The organism is Halobacteriovorax sp. GB3 (assembly GCF_028649655.1).
GTDB lineage: Bacteria > Bdellovibrionota > Bacteriovoracia > Bacteriovoracales > Bacteriovoracaceae > BSW11-IV.
The window spans coordinates 337,346-361,883 of the sequence record NZ_JAQSLN010000004.1 but is presented as its reverse complement, the minus strand read 5'-3'; the positions used below and the strand labels follow the sequence as shown (position 1 = coordinate 361,883).

General features: G+C 36.8%; 20 protein-coding genes. 19 read left to right on the top strand and 1 reads right to left on the bottom strand.

Going from position 1 to position 24,538, the window contains the following annotated elements:
• Window positions 1-104: 104 nt before the first annotated feature.
• Entirely contained in the window at window positions 105-650 is a 546-nt protein-coding gene (locus HBN50_RS15245; RefSeq protein ID WP_273871448.1) for a hypothetical protein, read from the top strand.
• 52 nt (window positions 651-702) lie between these two features.
• On the opposite strand, the gene HBN50_RS15240 is transcribed toward HBN50_RS15245, so the two are convergent.
• Window positions 703-3,264, bottom strand: coding sequence for a M16 family metallopeptidase (locus tag HBN50_RS15240; RefSeq protein WP_273871447.1), 2,562 nt, complete (start codon window positions 3,262-3,264; stop codon window positions 703-705).
• Window positions 3,265-3,326: 62 nt separating this feature from the next.
• Here HBN50_RS15240 and HBN50_RS15235 point away from each other — a divergent pair, with 62 nt between their 5' ends.
• The 18 genes from HBN50_RS15235 to HBN50_RS15150 all read left to right on the top strand — a co-directional run bounded on the left by HBN50_RS15235 (window position 3,327) and on the right by HBN50_RS15150 (window position 24,524).
• Window positions 3,327-4,460 (top strand): coproporphyrinogen-III oxidase family protein, encoded by a 1,134-nt coding sequence (locus HBN50_RS15235; protein ID WP_273871446.1) that lies wholly within the window; start codon window positions 3,327-3,329, stop codon window positions 4,458-4,460.
• Between the two features lie 113 nt (window positions 4,461-4,573).
• Entirely contained in the window at window positions 4,574-5,137 is a 564-nt protein-coding gene (gene grpE / locus HBN50_RS15230) for a nucleotide exchange factor GrpE (protein ID WP_273871444.1), read from the top strand.
• A gap of 28 nt (window positions 5,138-5,165) precedes the next feature.
• Window positions 5,166-7,094 carry a molecular chaperone DnaK gene (gene dnaK, locus HBN50_RS15225; RefSeq protein ID WP_273871443.1) on the top strand — a complete coding sequence of 643 codons (1,929 nt, stop codon included), beginning with the start codon at window positions 5,166-5,168 and terminating at the stop codon, window positions 7,092-7,094.
• A gap of 76 nt (window positions 7,095-7,170) precedes the next feature.
• Window positions 7,171-8,298, top strand: a complete 1,128-nt coding sequence (dnaJ, locus tag HBN50_RS15220) for a molecular chaperone DnaJ (RefSeq protein ID WP_273871441.1) — start codon at window positions 7,171-7,173, stop codon at window positions 8,296-8,298.
• Between the two features lie 123 nt (window positions 8,299-8,421).
• Complete coding sequence (locus HBN50_RS15215) at window positions 8,422-10,434, top strand: ABC transporter substrate-binding protein (RefSeq protein WP_273871439.1); 2,013 nt, start codon at window positions 8,422-8,424, stop codon at window positions 10,432-10,434.
• Window positions 10,435-10,767: 333 nt separating this feature from the next.
• Window positions 10,768-11,853, top strand: a complete 1,086-nt coding sequence (locus tag HBN50_RS15210; protein ID WP_273871438.1) for an AMP nucleosidase — start codon at window positions 10,768-10,770, stop codon at window positions 11,851-11,853.
• A gap of 17 nt (window positions 11,854-11,870) precedes the next feature.
• Window positions 11,871-12,908 carry a rod shape-determining protein gene (locus tag HBN50_RS15205; protein ID WP_273871437.1) on the top strand — a complete coding sequence of 346 codons (1,038 nt, stop codon included), beginning with the start codon at window positions 11,871-11,873 and terminating at the stop codon, window positions 12,906-12,908.
• 27 nt (window positions 12,909-12,935) lie between these two features.
• A complete protein-coding gene (locus tag HBN50_RS15200; RefSeq protein WP_273871436.1) occupies window positions 12,936-13,745 on the top strand; it encodes a hypothetical protein in 810 nt (269 codons plus the stop codon).
• Window positions 13,745-14,497 (top strand): hypothetical protein, encoded by a 753-nt coding sequence (locus HBN50_RS15195; protein ID WP_273871434.1) that lies wholly within the window; start codon window positions 13,745-13,747, stop codon window positions 14,495-14,497. The genes HBN50_RS15200 and HBN50_RS15195 overlap by 1 nt, the downstream gene beginning before the upstream one ends.
• Window positions 14,497-15,411: an ABC transporter permease gene (locus HBN50_RS15190; protein ID WP_273871432.1), complete on the top strand. Its 915-nt coding sequence runs from the start codon at window positions 14,497-14,499 to the stop codon at window positions 15,409-15,411. The genes HBN50_RS15195 and HBN50_RS15190 overlap by 1 nt, the downstream gene beginning before the upstream one ends.
• Before the next feature lie 2 nt (window positions 15,412-15,413).
• Window positions 15,414-16,256, top strand: a complete 843-nt coding sequence (locus HBN50_RS15185; protein ID WP_273871430.1) for an ABC transporter permease — start codon at window positions 15,414-15,416, stop codon at window positions 16,254-16,256.
• 67 nt (window positions 16,257-16,323) lie between these two features.
• Entirely contained in the window at window positions 16,324-17,388 is a 1,065-nt protein-coding gene (gene nagZ, locus HBN50_RS15180; RefSeq protein WP_273871427.1) for a beta-N-acetylhexosaminidase, read from the top strand.
• Between the two features lie 216 nt (window positions 17,389-17,604).
• Window positions 17,605-18,702 (top strand): type II secretion system F family protein, encoded by a 1,098-nt coding sequence (locus HBN50_RS15175; protein WP_273871425.1) that lies wholly within the window; start codon window positions 17,605-17,607, stop codon window positions 18,700-18,702.
• A complete protein-coding gene (locus HBN50_RS15170) occupies window positions 18,702-19,034 on the top strand; it encodes a DUF192 domain-containing protein (RefSeq protein WP_273871424.1) in 333 nt (110 codons plus the stop codon). Before HBN50_RS15175 ends, HBN50_RS15170 begins: the two co-directional genes overlap by 1 nt.
• Entirely contained in the window at window positions 19,027-20,595 is a 1,569-nt protein-coding gene (locus tag HBN50_RS15165; RefSeq protein WP_273871423.1) for an FHA domain-containing protein, read from the top strand. The genes HBN50_RS15170 and HBN50_RS15165 overlap by 8 nt, the downstream gene beginning before the upstream one ends.
• A complete protein-coding gene (locus HBN50_RS15160) occupies window positions 20,595-21,581 on the top strand; it encodes an FHA domain-containing protein (RefSeq protein ID WP_273871420.1) in 987 nt (328 codons plus the stop codon). Before HBN50_RS15165 ends, HBN50_RS15160 begins: the two co-directional genes overlap by 1 nt.
• On the top strand, window positions 21,553-23,781 hold the full coding sequence (locus HBN50_RS15155) for an FHA domain-containing protein (RefSeq protein WP_273871418.1): 2,229 nt from the start codon (window positions 21,553-21,555) through the stop codon (window positions 23,779-23,781). The genes HBN50_RS15160 and HBN50_RS15155 overlap by 29 nt, the downstream gene beginning before the upstream one ends.
• Before the next feature lie 8 nt (window positions 23,782-23,789).
• Window positions 23,790-24,524, top strand: a complete 735-nt coding sequence (locus tag HBN50_RS15150) for a PP2C family protein-serine/threonine phosphatase (RefSeq protein WP_273871415.1) — start codon at window positions 23,790-23,792, stop codon at window positions 24,522-24,524.
• Window positions 24,525-24,538 lie beyond the last annotated feature (14 nt).

Below are 24,538 nucleotides of genomic sequence, written 5' to 3'. Positions count from 1 at the left end.
CGTATTTCAGCCCTCTTATAGCATATAAACGCGGAAAAAAGAGACCCCTTTGGAAACTTTTTCGCCGTTTGATAAACTATATTTAGAACACCGAAGGGGGTTGCGTGAGTACCGAGAGTAAAGCATCGGAAATTATTCTAGAATCAAGCCTTCAGTCATTTTTCTTTGACGAGCTTCAAGGCGTAAATCAAAAGTCATCTCGACCACTACCCAATGAAACTATCTATTATTCAAGTCTTGTCATGGATCGCTATGCCCATGCTCATGAATACTTTGAGATAGTCGAAGGCAAGGTTAGAGAAAAAACATTAGGTCTTAAATTATTAGAAACAGGAGAGATGTCGAGAACGCAGGCGAAGAAGGTTTTGCAAGATGTTGGAGATACTTCTTTAATTCTATGTGGTTACTTCTCTGATTCTGTTAATGAGAAGATTTTAAATTTAAGTTACTATCATGATGTTGGGAGACAGGCCTACAAGCGCTTAAATTCAATGGTTCCAAGCTTTTATGATATCGATGAGTTTTACCATACTCTTTCCTATCAATTTGAAACACTTACGAATTTAATAAGGATTGTGCAGAAGAAAAATCACACACATAGCAAAGAAGATTTTTCATTTCTTATAACGAAGAACCTTAAGGCCTCATAATTATAAAAATGAAGGTCTTGATCTCAAAAGAAATCAAGACCTTATATTGAAGCTATTTATCAGAGCGTCCAACAACAACTGAAGTCCACTTTCTTGAGAGAACTTTTTTAATTTGCTTTTGGAAGTCTTCGTAACTTAGATCGTTAATCGCTTTATTCGATTTGTGATAGTAGTCGACACCCATGCCTTGCAGAGTAGGGACAGCATACACATTGGCATAATCTTCATTTGTTTGGACATTGATGAGATTTTGACCTTCGATCATAACTTTAATTCTATTAAATTCTTCTTCTGATAATCCATTGTCGCGAATTTTAGCGATAATATCTTGAATGGCCTTGAAGGCCGGAGTTATTTTATCGTGGCCGCTGGCCATATAAATTCCCCAGTATCCACCTTCGAGCGCGTTGAAGTGAAGAGGTTGAGCTGTATAACAAAGACCTTGTCTATCGCGAACTTCAACAAATAGCTCAGAAGATTGACCAGAAAGGTGACTCGTTAACATCTTAAAAATCGTATTCTCTTTTGAGTTTAAATCTCCACTTGGAACTCCGTAGAAGATTTGAGTTTGTTCTCTATCAAATGGAATGTAGACGTGTTTAGAGATCGACTTATAACTTTTCTTTTGAAGCTTTTTTGTCGTTCTCTTTTTAAGGTCTTTAATTCTTGGAGTAACAAGATTGATAACTTCTTCAAGAGAGAGATCTCCACAATATGTGAAGAGAATTTCCTTCTTCTTGATGTTGTTATTGTGAAGCTTAATGATGTCTTCACGCTTTATCTTTTTAACCGTATCCTCTGTTCCATTCATATTGAAAGAGTAGGGATGTCCATTAAAGATATTTGTACTGAATGCTCTAAAACAATGTCTAATAGGATCTTCTTTTTGACTTTCAATTCCACGGAGAGTGATTTTCTTTTCCTGATTAATTAAATTATTAGGAAAACTTGGAGTAATGAAACAACCAAGGAAGTGCGTGAGAAGTTCTTCAATATGTTCAGTTTGACCATGCATTGTCATTCCGTATGCATTCTTTCCTGAAAAACCAGAAAGGCTTGCGGAATTATCTTCTAGGATTTGCTTTAACTTAGGATAAGTCTTTCCTTTGTAGGCCTTAGCAATTGTTCCAGAAAGTAGATGGTGAATCCCATTGTTCTTTTTAGACTCTTCTGTGAGACCACCTTTGAGGTAGCCATGAAAAACAAATGTTGGAGTCATTGGATTGTAACGATAGAGAAGTTTAATTCCTTCTTTTAGAGTAACAACTTTAACTTGTTCATCGTATTTAGATTTATCTATTTTGAGCTTTGACTTCTCTTTTAGTTTTCTAGGACTAATTGTTTCAAGATCCTTTTGAAATTTGGCGAGAGTCTTTTTTACGTCTGCTTGTTTGAGATGCTTTGGAGTTTGCATCGAAATGTGAAATGGGCGAGAGAGGATATTTTTTATGGCCTCGTTAACTCCATTTACTGATGTCTTTTTTATTTGGGCAAGGAAATCTTCCTCACTATTTAAATCACCTGTTTGAGCATAAGTTGAACTCATAGAAAATGTAAAAGAATCAAGTGATTCTTTGTCATATAGTTTAGAAGCTACATATTGGTTTTTAATTTTTTGAATCTCTTCTTTAGAAAATCCTTTATCAGAAAGTTCTTTAAAGACTTTAGTTAATTGAGAGAGAACTTTTGAGAAGTTTTCTTCTGGAAATGAAACTCTAAGAAGATGAATTCCACCTTTTGCCATAAACATTGTTGAACTCGCACAAGAGTTGGCGAGAGTTCCTTTAAGAATGAGGTTCTTATAAAGTCTCGAAGTTTCTCCGTGACCAAGAGTGTTGTAGGCGAGATCTTCTGCCGCAGCATCTCTGTGATCATATTCAGGAGCTTGAGTAGAAAGAGTCATCGTCATCATTCGAACATCTTTTTGATGAACATCAAGAGCTGCTTTCTTTTTCAGTGTAAAATTAGGGAAGTTTGAAAACTCGCCTTCTGGCATTGTGAAGCTTTCTACTTTTTTGATGATCTCTTCTTTTTGTGAAAGATCTCCTGCGATGACAAGGAAAGCATTATTTGTATTATAAAACTTTGTTCTGAAGTCTTTGAGTTGTTCTTGGCTAAAGTTTTTGATGGTATCTTCTCTACCTAGAATTGCATGAGCATAACCACCAGTGAAGCAAGACTTTTGAATCTTTTGAAACGCAAATTGATTCGGGTTATCTTGTGATCTTCTATACTCTTCGAAAACAACACCTCTCTCTGGAACGATATCATCGTGTAGGAACATTGGATTAGAAACCATGTCCATTAAAATATCAGTTGTTTGCATGAGGTGTGAGCTAGGAGTATTGATGTAGTAACAAGTGAAATCAAATGAAGTAAAAGCATTGATTTCACCACCAAATGACTCTACCTCGTGAGCAATAGCAGCTCCAGGCCTTGTCTGGGTTCCCTTGAAAAACATATGCTCTAAAAAGTGAGCAATACCTTCGTTTGATTTTTCTTCTAAAGCACTACCGGCCCTAAACCAAATTTGCACCGTTGCCGAAGTTGAACCAGGTGAGTTGATAAATATTGTTTCTAGTCCATTAGCTAGTCTAGTTTTCTCAAAATTCATAGATCCTCTATTTTTTATTTCTATTCTGAGGTATAGGATAACGTAACTCTAATGAAAAAGTAATGATGGAAAGATATAACGCTGATTCACTCTATATTCATTTCCCGTTTTGCCGGCATTTGTGCAATTACTGCGACTTTTATAAAAAAGTCCCGCAAAACCGTGGGCAAGAATTGTCATCTTTTCACCAATTCTTGGAAGATTCATGGATTAAACATGAAGAATTATTGAGTAGAGAGGCCTATCAATTGTCTCCACTTAAAACTCTCTATTTTGGTGGAGGGACACCTTCGCTTTGGGATACTGATGGAGTCAACTTCTTAGAGAACTTCTTCAAAGAGAAGGGCCTAAAGCTCGATCCTGATGGGGAATTTACATTAGAAGTTAATCCTGGAACGTGGACAGAGCAAGGTTTAAAGCGTTGGCAGGAGTTTGGAATCAACCGATTCTCACTTGGTATTCAGTCTCTTCGATCTGACTTTTTGAAGGTTCTCGACAGGGTTCATTCACTTCAAGATGTTCACGATACGCTAACTTTCTTTGGTGAAAATCAGTTTAATTTTTCAGTAGATTTTATGCTGGGGCTTCCTCTTTCTAAGGAGATGAAAAGAGATGTCATTGCTGAACTAGAAGAGATATTAAAATATGGCCCAAGTCATATTTCGCTTTATATTCTAACAGTGAAAGGAGGCTATCCTTACAAAGATAAGCTTCCTGATGATGAGTGGATTGAAGATGAATATCTCAAAGTTAGTCGTTACCTCAAAGATAAGGGCTTTTTGCACTATGAAGTAAGCAATTTTGCTTATAAAGGTCGAGAGTCTCGTCATAATTTAAATTATTGGAAATCTTCAACAGTCATGGCCCTTGGTCCATCGGCAACGGGATATTTGGGAGAGGCCGGTATACGGTATAAATGGAAAACGTCTGGACCAAATTATATTGTTGAGAGTTTAAACGAGTCAGAGAGAAAATTAGAAAACTTTTACATGGCCCTGCGCACAAATGAAGGTGTAAACCTCTCTCATTTTTTTAATGATGATGTACTTTTGAAAGTGAAAAACAAAGCGCTTGAATGGGAGGCCAAGGGCCTTCTAGATATCAATAACAATGATCGAATCACTCTAAGTTCAAAAGGTTATTTAATTCTAGATAGTTTGTTGGATGAGGTCTTTCTTTTAGATCCAAGCTTTTAATTACAGATACTTATAAATTCTTAAAACTTTTTTTTATTCTTAGCATTGACAGTGGGCCAAGTGAAACCATCTTAAGAGGGTAATCAATTGATTGTTAATAATGAGGTTTAGAAATGAGTGAAACACAGAACGATGTTCAGCCGGAAGAGACAAAAGTAGAAGCTGGAGCTGAATCAACGGAAGAAGTTGAACAGGAAGCTGGCGAAGAAGTAAAAGCTGAAGATAATGTAGAGGAACTTAAATCGGCAGAAGAAGATTATAAAGCAAAATTCTTCTATGTTGCTGCAGAAATGGAAAACATGAGAAAGCGTTTTGAGAGAGAAAAATCTCAGCTTCTTAAGTTTGGAAATGAAAAAGTTCTTTCGTCACTTATCGAGGTTGTGGATAATCTCGAGAGAACGATGCAAGCAATTGAAAATGACGAAGATGAGAAAGTAAAGAACATCTACGTTGGCGTTGATATGGTTAAGAAGCAGTTTGTTGATGTCCTAATTGATAATGGACTTGAGCAAATTGAGGCCTTAGGTAAGAAATTTGATCCAAACTTCCACGAAGCACTTGCTCAGCAACCTGCAGAAGGAAAAGAGGATGAAGAAGTGATCGTTGAATACCAAAAAGGTTATAAATTAAACGGACGAGTGCTTAGGGCCTCAAAAGTTGTCGTAGTAAAAAACTAATTTAGATTAATATTTTAAGGAGTACAAAATGGGAAAAATTATTGGAATCGACTTAGGAACAACAAACTCTTGTGTATCAGTTCTTGAGAATGGAAAGTACAAAATCGTACCAAACGCAGAAGGGCACAACACAACACCATCTGTTATTGGTTTTGCTAGCAATGGAGAAACTCTTGTTGGTCAAGTTGCAAAAAGACAAGCTGTAACGAACCCTTCAAAAACACTTTACGGGATTAAAAGACTTATCGGACGTAAGTTTGCAACTCCAGAAGCGAAGAAATTCTCTGATGTAGCTCCATTTGAAATTTTTGCTAATAAGAATGGTGATGCGTGGGTAAAAGTTGATGGAAACGAAATGGCTCCACAAGAAATTTCTGCAAAAGTTCTTCAAAAACTGAAGAAAGCTGCTGAAGATTACCTAGGTGAGACAGTTACTGAAGCTGTAATTACTGTTCCTGCTTACTTTAACGATGCTCAAAGACAAGCGACTAAAGACGCTGGTAAAATTGCAGGTCTAGAAGTTAAGCGTATTATCAACGAGCCAACTGCTGCTGCTCTTGCTTACGGACTTGAGTCTAAGCAAGATAAGAATATCGCGGTATTTGACCTTGGTGGTGGTACTTTCGATATTTCAATTCTTGAAATCACTTCTGACGGTGTATTTGAAGTAAAAGCGACAAACGGAGACACTTTCCTTGGTGGTGAAAACTTTGACGAAGATATTATCAACTTCCTTGCTGAAGAATTTCAAAAGCAAGAAGGAATCGATCTAAGAAAAGATCAAATGGCCCTTCAAAGACTTAAAGAAGCAGCTGAGAAGGCGAAGCACGAACTTTCAAACGTTCAAAGTACAGATGTTAACCTTCCATTCATCACTGCTGATGCTTCTGGACCAAAACACCTTAACCTACAACTTTCAAGAGCTAAGTTTGAAAGCCTAATTTCTAAAGATCTTGAAGCACTTGCTAGACCATGTCTAACTTGTCTTGAAGACTCTGGACTTGCTAAGTCTGAAATTGATGAAGTTATCCTAGTTGGTGGATCGACAAGAATTCCTGCTGTTCAAGAAAGAGTAAAAGAAATCTTTGGTAAAGAAGCTTCTAAAGGTGTTAACCCTGATGAAGTTGTTGCTGCTGGTGCTGCTATTCAAGGTGGTGTTCTTGCTGGTGATGTTAAAGATGTTCTTCTTCTAGACGTTACTCCACTTTCTCTTGGTATCGAGACTCTTGGTGGAGTTATGACGAAACTTATCGAGAAAAACACTACGATTCCAACTAAGAAATCGCAAACTTTCTCAACAGCTGTTGATAATCAACCAGCGGTTACAATCCACGTTCTTCAAGGTGAGCGTGAATTTGCAAATGATAACAAAACACTAGGGCGCTTTGACCTATCTGGTATTGCTCCAGCTCCAAGAGGGGTTCCTCAAATTGAAGTTACTTTTGATATCGACGCTAACGGTATTGTAAACGTTAACGCGATTGATAAGGCAACTGGTCAGTCTCAAGAAATTAAGATCACTGCTGGTTCAGGTCTTTCTGAAGATGAGATTGAAAAAATGGTTAAAGATGCTGAAATGCACGCTGAAGAAGATAAGAAGAGAAGAGAAACTGTTGATGCGAAAAACGGACTTGATGCTCTTATCCTAAGTGTTGAAAAGATGATTAAAGATGGTGGAGATAAGATCTCTGAAGCTGATAAGACTGAGCTAGAAAATGCCGTTAAAGAAGCGAAAGAGAAACTTAACTCTGAAAATCTTGATGAGCTTAAAGCTGCAAACGAAGCCCTTCAAAATGCTTCACACAAAGTTGCAACTCAAATGTATCAAGCTCAAGGTGGTCAACCTGGTCCAGATATGGGTGCAGGAGCTGATGCCGGTGCTCAAGCGGGAGCTCAAGCAGGTTCATCTGATAAGAAAGATGACGATGTTGTAGACGCTGATTTTAAAGAAGTTTAAGAATAAATTTCAAAAATAAGAGAGGGGAAGTTTTCTTTAAAGAAAGCTTCCCCTTTCCTGCTAGAAGAGACGAGCAATGAGTAAAAGAGATTATTATGAAGTTCTTGGTGTACAAAAAGGTGCAGGTAAGGACGAAATTAAAAAAGCCTATAGAAAACTTGCAATGAAGTATCACCCAGATAGAAATGATGGGGAAGATGCAAAAGCAAAGTTTCAAGAGATTTCTGAAGCGGCAGAAGTCCTCCTCGACGACGGAAAAAAACAGCGTTATGACCAATTTGGCCACGCTGGTGTTGACGGTCAAGCTGGAGGCTTTGGCGGTGGTGGATTCAGCGGTGACTTTGGTGATCTTGGAGACATTTTTGGTGATATCTTTGGCGATATGATGGGTGGCGGACGTGGACGTCGTCGTCAACGTAGCCGTGGTAGACCTGGAAATGATCTTCAAATGGCCATTAATGTAACGTTTGAAGAAGCTGCTTTTGGTGCTGAGAAAACAATTAAAATTAACAAACTTGCCAAGTGTGGAACTTGTGATGGTTCAGGTGGTAAGGATGGTGCTAAGCCGGTTTCATGTGATATGTGTCACGGAGCTGGTGAGGTGAGAAGACAGCAAGGATTCTTTACTGTTGCTTCAACTTGTCCAAAGTGTAATGGTTCAGGTCAAACGATTAGTGATCCATGTGGGACATGTCATGGCGAAGGTAGAGCGAGAAAAGAGTCAGAGCTTTCAGTGAAAATTCCAGCGGGAATTGATGAAGGGCAAAGACTTAAGCTCTCTGGAGAAGGTGATGCTGGAGCACAAGGTGGTCCAGATGGTGATCTTTATGTTGTTATTCAAATTGAAGAACATGAGATCTTTGAAAGAGATGGATTCGATGTTCACTGTACAGTCCCAGTTAGTTTCTCTCAAGCTGCGCTTGGAGCGGAAATTGAAGTTCCTACACTTGATGGGAAAGTTCTCGTTAACATCCCTACAGGTACTCAATCTGGTCGCAAGATGAGATTAAAGGGGAAAGGGATTCAAAGACTTGGTGGCTACGGTGGAAATGGTGATTGCATCCTGCACATTCATGTTGAAACGCCAACAAAGCTAAGTTCAGAGCAGAAAGAGCTCTTTCAAAAGCTTGCTGAGATTGAACATGAAAATTGTAATCCTATGAGTCGTGGATTCTTTGATAAAGTTAAAGATCTATTTCAATAATTCTAAAAACTAGGCCCCTTGAATAAGGGGCCTTTTATCTGACTAAATTAGTTTAATTATATTTTTACCTAGTGCTTTTACATACGGACCAATGAGATTTAAAATGGTTGGGCGGAGGTAAGCATGTATTCATTTTCACAGATGGTGAAAGCTCTAGTTATTTGTTCATTTGTTTTTCTAACTTCTTGTGGTGGGATTTCAATGCTCAATCAAAGAAGTTCAAAAGACTATTATTCTGAGAACTTTCTGAAAAAAATTAATGTTATTAAGGATCAATTTGGATCGGGTAACTCAGAGGCGGCTCTAGTTAAATTGAGAGCTATGAATGATCAAGAACTTCTTCCTGCAGAAGTTGCGATGAAGAGAAACTTAATTGGAGTTATTCTTTTTGGTAAAGAGAACTTTGAACAAGCTATTTATAACTTCAATCTTGCTCTTTCTACATCGAGACTAGATCCTTCGCTAAATTCTCAGGTTCAACTAAATCTTGCGAGCACTTATTTTAAAATGGGTTACATGGAAAAGGCCATGTCAGTTCTTGTGATTAGTGACTTCAAAAATTTATCAGAAAATGAAGCGATTAAATTTCATAAACTTAAATACAAGACAGCTCTCGAATTAGGTCAAAGTGGTCTGGCCATGGAGTCTCTCGTTTGGTCGATTAAAGACAAGGAGAGTTTAACTGAGTTAAAGAATGAGCCACTTTTTGAATCACTACTTTCTGATTTTATGGGTCTCTCAAATAGAGAGCGTCTAAGATTTATTGAAAAATTTGAAGGTGAAGATATTTTTCTTGTTGGCTACCTTGCTTATCTTGAAGCTGAAAAGCTTTATTATAAAGGTAAAAAGAGTGAGGCTAAAGAGCTGATCTCATGGATGCAAGATAACTTTGAGAAATATCAAGAGCTAGAAATTTTAGCGGGAAGATTTTTAAACCGTGTAGAAAACTTTGCTAAGATGAACCATTTCAATATTGGTGTTGTTCTTCCTTTAAGTGGTGAGAAAGAAAATTTTGGTCGTCGAGCTTTGACTGGAATTGATAATGCTTTTAAGCAATATTTCAAAGAAACGCCGTCTAGCAGTTATACACTGTTCATCGAAGATTCAAATGGAAGTGCAGCCGTTGGAGCTCACAAGGTTCAAGAACTTGTTGAGAAGCATCAGGTTTCTGCTATTGTTGGAGGTTTATTTTCTGACGAAGCATTTAAAGAATACACTGAAGCGAGAAAGAATGGAGTTTTCTTTGTTTCTCTTTCGCAAATCTATACGCCAAAGTTTAATAAAGACCATCTTTTAGTAGAGGTTCCTGGTTCTGTTGAATCACTGGTGAATAGACTTTTTGATACTGAAATGTTGGAGCACTTTGGAAAGAGAGCTGCGATTATTTATCCAAAATCGAGTCGTGGAGAAGCCTACGTTGATGAATTTTGGAGAAAAGCTAAGGAGATGAATGTTGTTGTTAATGGAGCCTATTCATACGATAAAACGGCTACTGATCATCGTAAAACTGTACAGAAACTTCTCGGTCTAAAATTTAAAAGAGAAAGACAGGAAGAATTCGATACATTTAATGAAATCTACTCTCTTGAAAAGAATACGACGATTAGACGAATTCAGGTTCTAAAACCGCAAAAAGATTTCGATTGGGTTTTTATACCTGCATTTCCAAGAGAAGCCCTGCAGATCATTCCATCATTTAGTTACTATGATGCCTTTAAGATGAATTTAATTGGAGATCCATCATGGAGATCTAAAACGCTCTCGAGAGAAAGTTATAAGCTTGGGAAGCTAAGTTTTGTTGGAGACGACATAACTGAGATTCCAGAAACATTTAGTCAAAACTTTCAAGAACTCTATGGAAGAAGACCTCTTCTCGTAGAGATTAGGGCCTATGACTCATTGAGAATTCTACATACACTACTGAAGGCCGGTCCGTTTAAGACTAGAGATGAATTAGACGATGCTGTACGCTCGAATACTGAATTAATGGGAATTTCTGGAAAATGGACTCTGCAAGATGGAGTTTGGATGAAAAATCTTGTTCCTCTTAAATTGCATAGAGGAAAAGTAGATGGAATTGTTTTAAAAGATAATTACGATGAAATGGGAAATAAAGTTGAGGAAACTAAAAAGTAAAAGCTACTGCTTTTACTTTTTAGCAGCTTGAATTCTTTTAAGAATTCTGGCTTTTTTCTTTGCTTGGTTCTTTTTTCTTTTCATTTTAAGAACTGTTTTCTTACGACCCATACCCATAACGTTGTCCTTTTGCTATGTGTTATATTAACAATGAAGCACCATACTACGCAATTTGTTAAGATATGACAAGCCAAAAGATGGAAACGGGTATTCTCGATAGGATCCACTCTAAATAAATGGTATTTTCAATATTTATAAGAGTTGTCAACAATTCCCTCTAAATGGTACATTTTATAGATTATAAGTAAGGGAATACAAAAGAAGGTGAGAGAAATGGCCAAGAAAAAAGCGACAACTTCTTCTACAAAGAAAAAGGCCACAACTTCTAAGAAAGCAAAAGCTTCAACGACGAAGAAAACTGCTAAAAAGAAGGCCGTCAAAAAAACGACAAAAAAAGCAACTGCTAAGAAAACAATTAAGAAAGTTGCTCCAAAAATAGAAGCAGCTCCTAAGTCTGTTACGGCGAAGTCATTAAAAGCTTCAATTGAAAAAAATATTGAAAGTGTAAAAAAGGCTACGAAGAGACAAGCTAGTGCTGTTGAAGAAAAGAAAGCTCAACTAAGAGCGAGAAGAATTCACTGGAACGAAGAAAAGAGAAAAATCGCCATTGATATGCTTGAGCGTTACACTGGTCATGATTTTAAAGATTTTCAACAACAGATTATTCTTACAAATTTTCATTACTACCTAGAAAGATTTAATGGTCTTCTTGATGACCATAAATATACACAAGGTTCCGCTTTTAAAGCTTCAAGTTCTAAAAAGGCTAAAGTTACGATTATTGAATTTGGTGTTGGTGCAGCGATGGCCGCTCTCATTGGAGAGCTAATCTCTGTTGTTCAACCTAAAGCAGTTCTTTTCCTTGGACTTGCCGGTGCGGTTCACCCATCTTTGAAAGTTGGTGACTTTGTTCTACCTATTGCCTCAATTAGAGCAGAAGGTGTTTCAAATCACTTTCTACCTCAACAAGTTCCGGCGCTACCAACATTTAAGGTTCAAAAGTTTGTTTCACAAATTCTTGTTGAGCACGGAATGGAGTATAGAACGGGAACTATCCACTCTACAGATTACCGCTTTTGGGAATTTGATGATGGATTTAAAACACAATTGATTGAAGAGAGAGTTCTTGCTGTAGAGATGGAAACTGCTGCATTATTCACTTCATGTTTTGTGAGTAAAGTTAACATTGGAGCGCTTCTGCTAATTTCTGATTGCCCTATGAAAAAGGGTGGAATCAAAACGAAGAAATCTGCAAAGAGCGTTTTTAGAAAATACACTGACCTTCATATCGAGCTAGGAATCGAAGCCATGGCCGATATCGCTGAGCGCGGTGAAAATATTAGACACTATCACTGGTAAAAAATAAGGGATAACTGATGCTTAAAAAAGTTTTAGATTGGTTTTCAAACGACATTGCAATTGACCTAGGGACAGCAAACTGTCTCGTATATGCTAAAGACAGAGGAATTATCGTTAATGAACCTTCTGTAGTTGCTGTTCACGAAGGAGTGAAGGGAGCGAGTAAAGTTTTAGCTGTAGGAAAAGAAGCAAAAGATATGCTTGGACGTACTCCGGGTTCAATTAAAGCTATTAGACCAGTGAAAGATGGTGTTATTGCTGATTTCGAAGTTACTCAAGCGATGCTTAAATATTTTATTCAAAAATCTCTAGCAGGTTCAAAACTTGTTAAGCCAAGAATCATTATTTGTATTCCTTTCGGTATTACACAAGTTGAGAAAAGAGCTGTTAAAGAATCTGCTGAGCAAGCAGGAGCTAGAGAAGTTTATCTCATTGAAGAGCCAATGGCCGCTGCAATTGGAGCAGGACTTCCAATTACGGAGCCATCAGGAAATATGATTGTTGATATCGGTGGTGGAACAACTGAAGTTGCTGTTATCTCTCTTGGTGGTATTGTTTATTCTCAGTCTGTAAAAGTTGCTGGTGATAAATTTGATGAAGCGATTAGTTCATACATTAAAAAGAAGTACTCTCTTCTTATCGGTGAAAGAACTGCTGAAGCAATTAAAATGTCTATTGGTAACGCTTACCCATTTGATGATGAAGTAAAAACTTTTGAAGTTAAGGGGCGTGACCTCATTGCTGGTGCACCTAAGATTATCGAAGTAACTTCAGATGAAATCAGAGATGCTCTTTCTGATCCTATTGCTGAAGTTGTTGAAGCGATTAAGGTTTCACTTGAGAAGACTCCACCAGAATTGGCAGCTGATATTGTTGATAACGGTATTATTCTAGCTGGTGGTGGTTCACTACTTGCTAACCTAGATATTCTTATCAAAGAGAAAACAGGTCTTCCTGTAGCATTAGCTGAAGACCCATTAACTTGTGTAGTTAGAGGATGTGGAAAGTCTTTAGAGTCAATGGACTTACTAAAGCAAGTTACAACACTTTCTTAAAGAACACATTTTTCAGGGAAGAAAAATATGGCCTCAAGCCTTGGAGTAAAATTTCAAGGATTTCTCTTGTCAGAGATCCTACCGAAAATTGCTCGCGCAATTAAAGAACAAGTATCTGTTAAAATATGGAATGAAGAGGAAGCAAGAGCTTCCTCTTTTTTCACTTTCGTTCATGGTAATCAAATCAACTTAGAGACGATTCCTTTTTCATTTAAAAATGACGATACACTTTTAATGTCTTTCTCATTAGATGAGGTCCACTACTTTTCAAGAATTCGCATACTAGATCGAGAGAAGGGACTTATTGAGTCGATTGATAAATTCTATCGTACAGAGAAACGTGAAAATGAAAGACTTCTTACTTTTCCTGGTCATACATTATTTTTAGAGATTGAGAATGATCAAGAAGTGGGCAGTAATGTTATTTCATTTCAGGCCCATAAAAATGATGATCTAAAATTCTTAAAAGATTTTCATAGAGAATCTGAGCTCGTTTTAAAATACAGAGTTACTGATTTTTCAAAGAATGGATTATCTTTTTTTATTAATGCTAATGAAGAAGAAGTATTCTCAAATTTCATCAATCAAAAATTTCCAAAAGAATGCTATTTAAGAGTTGAAGATAATGAAAGCATTCTTTTAGATGATTTAGAAATTGTCTACATAGTTACTTATGTTAATCCAAGGGCTTCACAAGCTCCGATGAAAAAGGTTGGAGTTCATTTCTCTTCAAACTCTCAATCTAATGAATATCTGGAACAATTTTTAAATGACTCTGACTATATTCTAGAAGTAGAAGAGCAATTTGAAATGTTCCTTAAAAATGAAGGACAGTAATGAGGTTTCTTTTAACTCTTGGGCTCGTCGTATTGGTTACTGCTTGCTCGACGAGCAGTAAAGATAAGATAACAAATTCACTAGCTGTAAATTACAAACTTACAGACAAGTCGGGTGACTTCTATGTAACTCGAAAAAGATTTTACAAAGAAAAGAGTAATAAGTTTGTTGTAAAAAAAGTTCTTCTTAGTGATTCAACTAAGACAGCGAATGTTTTAGAAAAGTCTATTCTGGTATCTAATCTTGGACAATTGAAGGGAAAGGATCTCTTTAGGCCTGAAAGCTCGTACTACGAAGTTTGGTTTGATGGTAAAAAATACGTTAGTGCAATGAAGGTGAACGTTAAGGAGAAAAAACTAGAAGTTATTCTAAATTCTCCAGAAGCACAGTGGAAGGGAAGACGATCTTATGATTTTCCTACAAATAGCAATGTATTCTGTTTTTATAATCAAGTCGCTGAATGTTTAGGTTATTCAGGTTTTCTTAGTGAAGCGATTAAGAAAAATCATGGGAGTATGAAGTTTAAGCTCATATGGAATGGTTATCCATATTTTCAGGAACAGTATTTGAATATACCAGAAGGTGTATTTCAAGATGCCGAATTTAGTTATGATGGAAAAAGTGAAGATGGAAATTTTCGTTTTTCACTTAAAACTGAAAACCATGTTCAGTTTTATTTCTTTGATGATGATTTAAAACTTAAAAAGTATTTTTGGGTAGCTCAAGCACTAAGTATGATTGAGGTTGAGTAATGACAGAATCTAAAATAGGAAAACTTTTATATTCACTTCTAACTATCTTTCTAGCAGTAACTCTTATCTTTTTTATTATTCGTCTCTCTCCAGGAGATCCTGTTGAAAGGATTTTAGGGCCTGAGGCTTCGCTAGAAGAGATTGAAGCCTATAGAACTCAACTTGGTTTAAATCTTCCCGTATTAAAGCAGTATCTATCCTTTTTAGGTGGATTGGTTAAGGGGGATTTAGGTCAGTCATTATTTAAAAAGAAAGATGTCCTCGAGTTGTTAAAGGTACATATGGGGCCGACAATTATGCTCGCATTCTTAACAGTATCTATTTCAGCGCCATTAGGAACATTAATGGGGATATGGGCTGGTTTTAGAAAATCAGGACTAGCTGATAACTTCTTAAGAATCTTTTCACTGCTAGCTCTTTCGTTTCCAATATTTTCTCTTGCTCCGATACTTGTTTTGATTTTCTCTATAAAATTAAACCTTCTTCCCGTCTCTGAGTGGACGACGTGGAAGCATACAATCCTTCCCGTCTTAACTCTTGTTCTTCCTCTTTCTTCAATTGTTTCAAGAGTGAGTCGTAACAAATTCTTAGAAGAAAGAAGTGAGCCTTGGGTCCAGGTTTTGAAAGCAAAGGGGCTTTGTAATCGTGCGGTCCTTTTTCGATTAATGAAGGTATGTCTACCGACTATTTTAAATATCGTCGCAATACAGTTATCTGTCGTTTTAGCAGGGACAATGATTAGTGAGACGATCTTTGATATCCCTGGAATGGGACTTCTCTTATTTGATGCCATTTCAAATAGAGACTACCCAATCGTACAAGGAGTCATTCTTTATTCAACAGTAATCTACATGGGGGTTTACTTCTTAATTGATTTTGTAAACTCAATCATTGATCCAAGGATAAAGGCTTAACTATGATTGAACAAATAAAGTCTTGGAATAGAGAATTAAAAATTGGTGCCTTTATTATGGGTCTTTATTTTCTATGGGCCATCATTTGGTTTGTTTATTCTCATTTTTTAGCGGGAACAATTGTAAATCCTTATATTCCATCTAGTTCAATTGAATTCGAGTTACTTTCTCCTGGAAAAGAATTTATTTTTGGTTCTGATATTTATGGTCGCTCAATGCTTGAAGTCTTATCACAGGGACTTGTATATTCATTGAGTGTTTCTTTTACGGTAAGTTTCTTATCTGCCCTTATTGGCGTCGTTGTTGGCTATATGACGGTAGAAGGTCCTAATTCAGTAAAATATATTTCTGATTTATTAACAAATCTCATCTTCATTTTTCCAAGTATCCTCATTGCAATCATGGTGATGGCGGTTACTGGACAATCTGTTCCAGGACTTGTTCTTACTTTAGTTTTTACAGGTTGGCCTGCTTATGCCCGTATAGCTAGGGGAGAAACTCAGAGAGTTATGGGATTAAGTTATGTAGAAAGTGCGAGGGCCATTGGCGTTGGAGAGTATCATCTTTTTATAAAAACAGTGATTCCATCAATTCTACCAGTACTTATTGTAAATATTGTTCTTGGTGTTGGTGGTGTTGTTATTAGTGAGGCGGCACTAGGATTTTTAGGTCTTGGTGGTAGTGAATATTCTTGGGGCTCTCTTCTTTCTATGGGAAAGACCGTTTTATTAGAAGCTCCATTTATTGTAATTTTATTGAGTGTTACACTTGGCGGGCTGATTATAGGACTAAATTTATTGGGTGATGGGCTTAGAGACCAAATAGACCCGCGAAAATCCTTCTGAATCTAGAAAAAAAACCGAGAAGTTGTACAATGTATTGTTGAGTGGAGAGTTAACATTGGAGATGTTAATGAATAGTATTGGACAGTTAATCTTTACCGGTCTTTCCGGAACAAGCTTAACAGATGATGAGAGAGAATTTTTAGAATCAGAAGACATCGGTGGTGTAATTCTATTTTCAAAGAATTACGAGAATCCGGCTCAATTGGCTGAGCTTGTGAATTCAATTCAACAATGTCGTAGAGAATACCCATTATTTATAGCTGTTGATCATGAAGGTGGAAGAGTTATTCGCTTTAAAAGTGGATTTACACAATTTCCACCAATGCACGATATCTCACTAACAGAATCACCAAAACAGTGCTTTCACGTTCATAAAATTATGGCCGATGAACTTGCTGCATGTGGTGTAAATGTAAACTTAGCTCCAGTTTGTGATGTGTGGACAAATGACAAAAATAAAGTCATTGGAGATCGCGCTTTTGGAAAAGATCCTGAAACAGTATCTAAGTTTGTTTCTTCAGCGATCAGAGGCCTGCAAACAGGAAATGTGCTCGCTTGTGCAAAACATTTTCCTGGACACGGTGATACCGTTTTAGATTCACATTTTGATTTACCTAAAGTGAGTAAATCACTCGACGAGTTAAGAGATGTTGAATTTATTCCTTTTGTTAAGGCCGTTAAATCGCGAGTTGAATTTGTTATGATGGCCCATATAATCGTTGAGGGAATTGATCCGAAATTACCTTGCTCACTTAGTGAGAAGGCCCATCAAATTCTTCGTGATGAGATGAAGTATAGTAAGCTCATTATTTCTGATGATATGCAAATGCAGGCGATTACTAATCACTATGGAGTTGAAGAAGCGGCAGTTATGGCGATTAATGCTGGAAGTGATATTGTTGAGTATCGTGATATGGAATTTGCGAAGAAGGCGTTGGAAGGTTTAAAAGAAGCAGTTAAGACAAAGAAAATTAAAAATGCTGTTCTTACCGAAAGACTTCAAAACATTCAAAGAAGTAAAAAAGGTTACTTTAAAGAGTACAAACCAATTTATATCCCTGATGTTGCCAAAAAAGTAGGGACTAGTTCTTCAAAAACTTTTGTTGAAGAGCTGGCAAAGTTGATTAGCTAAATAGCTGATTAAAGAATTCAATTACTTTCTTCAAACGGCAAAATAGTGTCGTTTGTCTAAATGCAGCATATTCTCTGATATTCTATACTTATGGAGTAGAACATGAGAATTTTGCTGCTTTTTATAAGTCTAATATTTTCGATATCAATAACGTTAGCGCAGTCTAATGTGAATAGTACGTACAAGGGTTTCAGTGGTCGGGACATCAATCTTTTATTGAAAGATGGCTGTGAACGAGGCTCGGCACCGAATTGTTTGGATTTAGGACTTCGTTTTAAAAGAGTTGAGAATGAGAGATCTAAAGCGCTTGGAACAAAGTACATACGAGAAGCATGTAAACTTGGTTCTAAAGAGGGATGTCAGTATCTGAAAGGAGAGGAGGGAATCTTTGAAGAGACTTCTGATCTCTTGCTCTACGCTGGTGTCATTCTCATTGGTATTGCGACGTTAATTATTACGCGAACTATGTTTGCGGATGAAGATGAATATAAGGCACAAGAAAAATTAGAAGATGGTTCTGATAAGGGAAAAGGTCAGGCCCAGGAAGAACATGGAATCGTTCTAAAATATTCAAGGCCATTTTTTAAGCGTTACGTTTCACCCATTGTAGCGCAGATGAAAAATAAGAAAAAAATTAGAGAGAAGTATAAAAGAAAATTAGCCAGTGCTGGTTTAACTGATTATCTAACGACTGAAGACTTTTATGCCTTTAAACTCTTTTTGATTCTTGGTTTTCCAATTGTCTTTATTGTCATTAGAACATTTCTTGAAGAGACATGGCCACTTTCATATATTCCAGGAGTTGCTCTTCTTGGTTTTGTTTATCCCGATATTTGGATCAAAGGAAAAATTGAGAAGAGACAAAAAGATATAACATCATCGATGCCATTTTGTGTTGATATGCTAGCTCTTTCTGTTGAAGCTGGTTTAGATTTTGTCGCTGCAATGACTAAAGTAGTTGAAAAGGCACGAAAATCTCCACTCACAGAAGAATTTGAAATTCTTATTAAGGAAATTAAAATTGGAGCAAGTCGATCTGAGGCCTTACGTAATATGGCCTGGAGATCTGATATGATGGTTATTTCTTCATTCTGTGCAACACTGATTGCCGCAGACTCTGTTGGGGCATCTATTGGTCCAATCTTAAAAGCACTTGCTGTTGAAATTAGACAGAAGAAATCTGCCGATGTTGAAAAGGCTGGAGCGACAGCTGCAACTAAAATTCTCTTTCCCATGCTATTTTTGATCACACCGGCCGTTTTTCTAATTGTTGGTGGACCTCTTGTAATTGAAATGATGGCAGGAGGGCAATAGTGAAAGCTATTATCGGTGAAACTATTCTCGCTAGTCGCGTAAGAGTTGCTGAAACATTCTTTCAAAGGCTGATCGGATTAATGGGAACAAAAGAGATGATTGGCTATGATGCTCTTTTAATACCACATTGTAATTCGATTCATACATTTTTCATGAGAATGGATATAGATGTCATCTTCTTAAATTCTCAGTATGAAGTCGTAAAAGTAATAAAAAATATGAAACCATGGAGAATGTCATGGATCTATTTTACAGCAAAGCACGTACTAGAGTTAAAAGCGGGCACAGTTAATAATATTGAAAAAGGTCAAAAGCTGGTGATGAATGTATAAATTAGTCGCAGTCGCAGGGAAAATTCGTGGAGAAGAGTTTGTCTTAGAGTCAGGCGAAAACTCTATTGGTCGTGATGAATCTTGCGACCATACTCTAAATATTGACGGTGTTTCAAAAAAGCATCTCTCGATTACTGTAACAGATGATGTAGCTTATCTTAAAGATTTGGGAAGTTCTAATGGAACTTTCGTAAATGGGAAAATTGTCAAACGAGCGACCATAAAAAATGGTGATAAAATCGCTCTTCCAGATGTCATCCTTCAGGTCGTCTTTGTTAAAGAAAAGAAAATTGTCATTAAAAAGAAAATGGCAAAAGAAGAAGATCCTGAGGAATTATTTTTAAAAGGTGGGCCAGTCCCTCAAAAATTATTCCCGAAAATTATTTATTATTTCAAATATAAGTTCATGCCGATTGTTCATGGAATAAATGAAGAGTATGAATGGCGGGTTCTTTTTGGAATTCTTCTCTCTATCTTTGTTGTTACAACGATTACGCTTACTATTTTTCCTATACTTCAAGATAGTAAGAAGCTCCTTTTGCGAGAAATTGCAAAAAGGGGTGCTCACTATGCTGAAGAAATTGGAAGAATTAATGCTCAAGCACTCGAGTCTAAAAACTTAGATCGTGTGAACTCAGATTTTCTTGAAAAAGAAGACGGTGTAATGTCCTATGACCTTTTTGATCTTGAGGGACGTATTGTAAGACCACTAGCTAGATTAAATGAATACATCGACGATACATTTTCAATTGAAGTTAAAGATTGGGCGCAAAAGAATAGAATGAACTCTCAAGATAGTCGAACGCTAACTAAGCTACTCGATGATGGGAGTATTGGGATTGGAAAAAGAATTATTGCATATAACCCCAAAAGTGGAGACTTTGAGGCGGTTGGGTTAATCGCGATACGATTTGCTCCAACATCCCTTGCAAGAGAAGCAGCTAAATCACAAAAAGCATATATGGAAGCACTTGTTACTTCGATGATTGTTTCAATTATCTTTTTCGCGATTATTTATTATTTAACGATTAGGCCTGTTGAAGAAATTAAATATCAAATAGAGGAAGTCCTTCGTGGAAAGAAGAGAAACGTCGAGACTCGCTATCTCTTTGAGGAGATTAATCCTCTGAAATCATCTGTTAATTCGCTCTTACAAAAGATACGAGAGCTTCAAGATGATGGAGGGGATGGGGAATTTGCGGATATTGAAAGTGATGATGGTTACGTAGATACCTTGAAAGAATTTCTTAGAGGTGCCAATGGTGCCGTTGTCATTCTTGATTCAGAAAAGAATGTTCGCGCAATTAATACTGAGGCAGAAGATTTAACTGGGATTAGAGAAAGCTCAGCTGAGGGAATGTCACTATTAGATGTAAGTAGAGAAAAAGGTTTTGCTGCGACAGTGCTAGAGCTTTGCGAGGAGTCTGCTAATAACGGTGGATATAGTCAGCAAGGCGATTATGAGCTTCAAGGTCAACCCCATAATGTCTATGTAACGTCATTAATGGGAAAGGATAATTTTGCAAAAGCTTTTTATGTTACATTTGTTAAGGATGTGTGATGGCAAGTAGTGCTGTTAAAATCACAAGAAATTTAAAAGCTCCTGAGAAACCTGGTTTCTATCGCAGAATTATTTGTTTAACGGGAAAAAATAAAGGACTTTGTTATTATATACAAGGTAAACGTGTCGTCCTTGGCCGAGGTAAAGATTGTGATGTCCAAGTCTTAGATGTAAAGGCTTCTAGAGAACACTTGGAAATCGTGGCCGTAGGTCGGGGATTGGTCTTAACAGATCTTAAGTCTCAAAATGGTGTCGTTGTTAATGATCTTAAAGTATCACAACATGAGTTAAAAGATGGCGATAAGATTATTATCGGAACGACTGTTTTAAAATATGGTGAAATCGAAGTTAAAAATGAACTTGTAGAAGTTGATGAAGAAGACGATGAAGATGAGGAAGAGGAAGAGCTTGAAGAAGTAGAGAAATCTAAATCGAAGAAGAAGCCTAATCGAAGAGTATTAATTTATGGAATTGTTGCTCTGCTTGCAGCATTTTTCTTATTGCCTGAGGAAGATACGAAAGGGCCAAAAAAAGCTAAGAAAACAAATAATCAAGTAAGTGCTGATTTAACTAAGAATTTCATTAAGAAAAAAGAAACAGATGAAGATAAAGAGCTTCAAGATACTATAGAGACCTATATTCATAGAGGGCAAAGAGAGTATAGAGAAGGGAATTACTTTAGGGCAATGGAAGAATTTAGAAGGGCCCTCATATTGTCTCCTGAGCATGGAAGAGCTTCTTTCTATATGGAAAAAGCAAAACAGAGACTAGATGAAAAAATTAAAAAAACATTTATTAGTGCGAGACAGGAAACTGAAGCACTAAAATACGATGCCGCGGTCGTTTCATATTGTTCAGTCGTTAAGTTATTACAAGATTACCGAGAAGAAGATGAAAGATATAAGCAGGCCGAAGAACAAATTAGAGTTCTGGAAAGGAAAATGGGGTTATTAGAAGGTGAAATTAAGTGTTTCGAAACTAAATAAATTCATCGAAGAAATTGACCTTGCAAAAGAAATCGAAGGGATTGAGCAAGGAGAAATTACTTTTTTGCTTGGTCGTTCAAGCGATTGCCACGTATGTCTTAATGATCAAACAGTATCAAGAGAACATGCTCAAATTTCTTATATTCAAGGAAATTGGTCTATTCGAAAATTACCTGGCTTTGGTGTCCTCTACATTAATGGTGTCCCTAGTGAGGGAGCACCACTGTCTAGTGGTGATATCATCAAAGTGGGCGAGTTTAATATTTCAGTCTATATCGAGCCCGTTAAGGAGCAGACTCCGACTCTTTTTGAAGGGCCAAATGATGATGTAGAAGAAATAGAAGTAGAAAGTGATGAAGTAGATGATGTCGAAGATCTTACGACAGAATTAGATGCTCCAATTGAAAATAATGAGCAAGAAGTTGAAAGTGAAGACGAAGTCAAAGAATTCGATATCTCAGATGGAGCTGAAGAAAGTGAATTTCCAGAGGATAATGATGGTACTGAAGGATTTGACTTTGACAGTGAAAATAGTGAATTCGAAAATACTGATGAGCAATACTCTGACCAAGAGGAAGGCTATGATGAATATGGCGATGATGAATATGCTGTAGATTCCTATGATGATGATATGGGAGATAAAACGAACGTAGCAATCAGCTTTGCTAAAGTTTCTTTAGAGCTTTTTGGAGAGTATGCTCCTTATGATAATTACTCCGTACGTGATAATGAAATCTTCATAGGACGTGATCCAGAAAAATGTCAGATCGTATTGAATGATAGTGAAGTCTCAAGCATCCATGCCGTAATTAAGAGGAATAATATAACTTGTGAGTTAGAAGATCTCCAATCATCTAATGGAACTCTGTTAAATGGTAAAAGAGTAAATAAAGACATTCTAACTAATGGTGATGAATTCATTATTGGTTCTACTACATTCACTGTTCATATTGGTTCCGATTTTCTAGAGGCAGAAAAGCAAAGCTTAATGCCTGTAGAAGAGAATCAGGTGATTGAAGTAGAAGAAGTTGTCGAAGTTGATGAAGAAAACTTTGATGACGATGATATTGAAGGTGCTAGCTTCGGTGAAGCTCAGTCAGCGAACAATTCTCTTTTTTCTAAAGAGGCCTTGAAAGACCCGGCCAAGAGAAAGAAACTTATTTATATCGTTTTAGGTTTGGTTGCAGCTTGGGTTCTTTTAGATGAGGGCGGGGATAGTGCACCTGAAAAGAAAGCTCCGAAGAAAACAGAAAAAGTTGTAAAAAAGAAAGCTCCTACCAAGAGTGATATTAAATTAACTCCAGAGCAAGCGGAGACAGCTGAGGGCCTTTATCAATTAGCGCAGCAATTAATTAATGAAGGACGCTATAGAGAAGCGGTAGAAAATTTAGATCAATTATTTTTAATTGCGAAAGAGTATAAAAACGCCAAGCAAATCTATGAACTTGCTAAGCAAGGTCTTGCGAGATTGAAAGAGCTTCAAGAGAAAGAAGAACGAGAAAAAAGAGAAGCCGTTCGAAAGAAAAAAGTTAAAGATCTAGTCGAAAAGGCAAAGGCCGCAGTTGAAGAAAAGAATACTGTTTTGGCCGAGAATTTATTTACTGAGATCATTAAATTAGATCCAGAAAATTATGATGTTACTGAGCTTAAGCTTGAGATCGAAGCTTATAAGAGAAAAATTCAAGAAGAGGATTTAGCAAAAGCTCAAGCTGAAGCTGAGAGAAATCGTCAAGAGAGTGAGCTTCAGCCTGGAAAGAATTTTTATCTTAAAAAAGAATGGTACAACGCCGTATTGAAATTAGAAGACTTCTTACGACTTGAGGGTATGGATGACGATCTCATTACTGAAGCTAGTAAAATGCTAGAAGAGTCACGTGAAAATCTAAAGCGAGTTGTTAATCCGTTACTTGGAAAGGCACGATCGTTGAAGGAAGGACAAGACTTGAAAGGTGCTTATGAAACTTATAATGAAATTCTTCAATATGATCCTTCAAGTATTGAGGCACTTAATGAGATGGATAAAATTCGCTCGACTTTACATAAGAGATCGAGAAAAACATACAGAGAAGCGATCATCTCTGAATCTTTGAGTCAGTTCAATGAAGCGAAAGAGAAGTATCAAGAAGTTCAACAAATTTCGCCGACGGATAGTGAGTACTATAAAAAGGCTACAGAAAAATTGAAGAATTACTTAGACTAGGAGTCTTTGTGTTAAAGTCATACGCAGCAAAAACAGATCAAGGACCTTGTTTAGAAATAAACGAAGATGATATTTATACGGATATAACAAATAATCTATTTTTATTATTCGATGGTTTTGGTGGTGCAGGTGTTGGCGATGTTGCTGTATCGCAATTGAAAGACAAAATCAGTAGCTTCTATTCTAAAATTGGTGGTGATCCTGACTCAACAATGCCCTTTGTTTTTAATTCTAGATATCTGTTAGAAATGAACTCACTGATTAATTCATCGTTAATGGCCCATGAATCTTTGATGAAAGAAAATGAAACGAAAGAAATGCATCAAAGAGGTGGTAGTTCTATGGCCGGAGGCGTCTTATGTGGAAATATCTTTAATGTGATGTCGATTGGAAATACTATTTGTTGCTTAATTAGAGACAGCAAAGTGCAAATTGTTTCTAATCCAGATTGCATGACTCCACCTTGGATGGATACTTACCAACCACAGTTTCATACAGCGCCACTCAATGCTCTTGGGCTTTTTACTAAACTTGGTTATGAAGTAAAAGAAGTTCGAGTTAAAGAAGGTGACTGTATCATCATGATGAGCGATGGCGTTTACGCTCGAATTCTTCCTAAGGATTTGAGAGAAATAGTCGGGAATCAGAAAATGAAAGAGTCTGAAAAAGTTGAAAAACTCTTCTCCCTAGCAAACGAAAGAGGTAACAGAGATAATCAGTCAACTATTGTTCTTCGATTTTAATTTCCATTACTTGT

What these genes read in the sequence shown, in the direction of transcription:
- HBN50_RS15240 (WP_273871447.1), bottom strand. Translation starts at nt 3,264, where the DNA reads ATGAATTTTGAGAAAACTAGACTAGCTAATGGACTAGAAACAATATTT.
- HBN50_RS15235 (WP_273871446.1), top strand. Translation starts at nt 3,327, where the DNA reads ATGATGGAAAGATATAACGCTGATTCACTCTATATTCATTTCCCGTTT.
- grpE (WP_273871444.1), top strand. Translation starts at nt 4,574, where the DNA reads ATGAGTGAAACACAGAACGATGTTCAGCCGGAAGAGACAAAAGTAGAA.
- dnaK (WP_273871443.1), top strand. Translation starts at nt 5,166, where the DNA reads ATGGGAAAAATTATTGGAATCGACTTAGGAACAACAAACTCTTGTGTA.
- dnaJ (WP_273871441.1), top strand. Translation starts at nt 7,171, where the DNA reads ATGAGTAAAAGAGATTATTATGAAGTTCTTGGTGTACAAAAAGGTGCA.
- HBN50_RS15215 (WP_273871439.1), top strand. Translation starts at nt 8,422, where the DNA reads ATGTATTCATTTTCACAGATGGTGAAAGCTCTAGTTATTTGTTCATTT.
- HBN50_RS15210 (WP_273871438.1), top strand. Translation starts at nt 10,768, where the DNA reads ATGGCCAAGAAAAAAGCGACAACTTCTTCTACAAAGAAAAAGGCCACA.
- HBN50_RS15205 (WP_273871437.1), top strand. Translation starts at nt 11,871, where the DNA reads ATGCTTAAAAAAGTTTTAGATTGGTTTTCAAACGACATTGCAATTGAC.
- HBN50_RS15200 (WP_273871436.1), top strand. Translation starts at nt 12,936, where the DNA reads ATGGCCTCAAGCCTTGGAGTAAAATTTCAAGGATTTCTCTTGTCAGAG.
- HBN50_RS15195 (WP_273871434.1), top strand. Translation starts at nt 13,745, where the DNA reads ATGAGGTTTCTTTTAACTCTTGGGCTCGTCGTATTGGTTACTGCTTGC.
- HBN50_RS15190 (WP_273871432.1), top strand. Translation starts at nt 14,497, where the DNA reads ATGACAGAATCTAAAATAGGAAAACTTTTATATTCACTTCTAACTATC.
- HBN50_RS15185 (WP_273871430.1), top strand. Translation starts at nt 15,414, where the DNA reads ATGATTGAACAAATAAAGTCTTGGAATAGAGAATTAAAAATTGGTGCC.
- nagZ (WP_273871427.1), top strand. Translation starts at nt 16,324, where the DNA reads ATGAATAGTATTGGACAGTTAATCTTTACCGGTCTTTCCGGAACAAGC.
- HBN50_RS15165 (WP_273871423.1), top strand. Translation starts at nt 19,027, where the DNA reads ATGTATAAATTAGTCGCAGTCGCAGGGAAAATTCGTGGAGAAGAGTTT.
- HBN50_RS15160 (WP_273871420.1), top strand. Translation starts at nt 20,595, where the DNA reads ATGGCAAGTAGTGCTGTTAAAATCACAAGAAATTTAAAAGCTCCTGAG.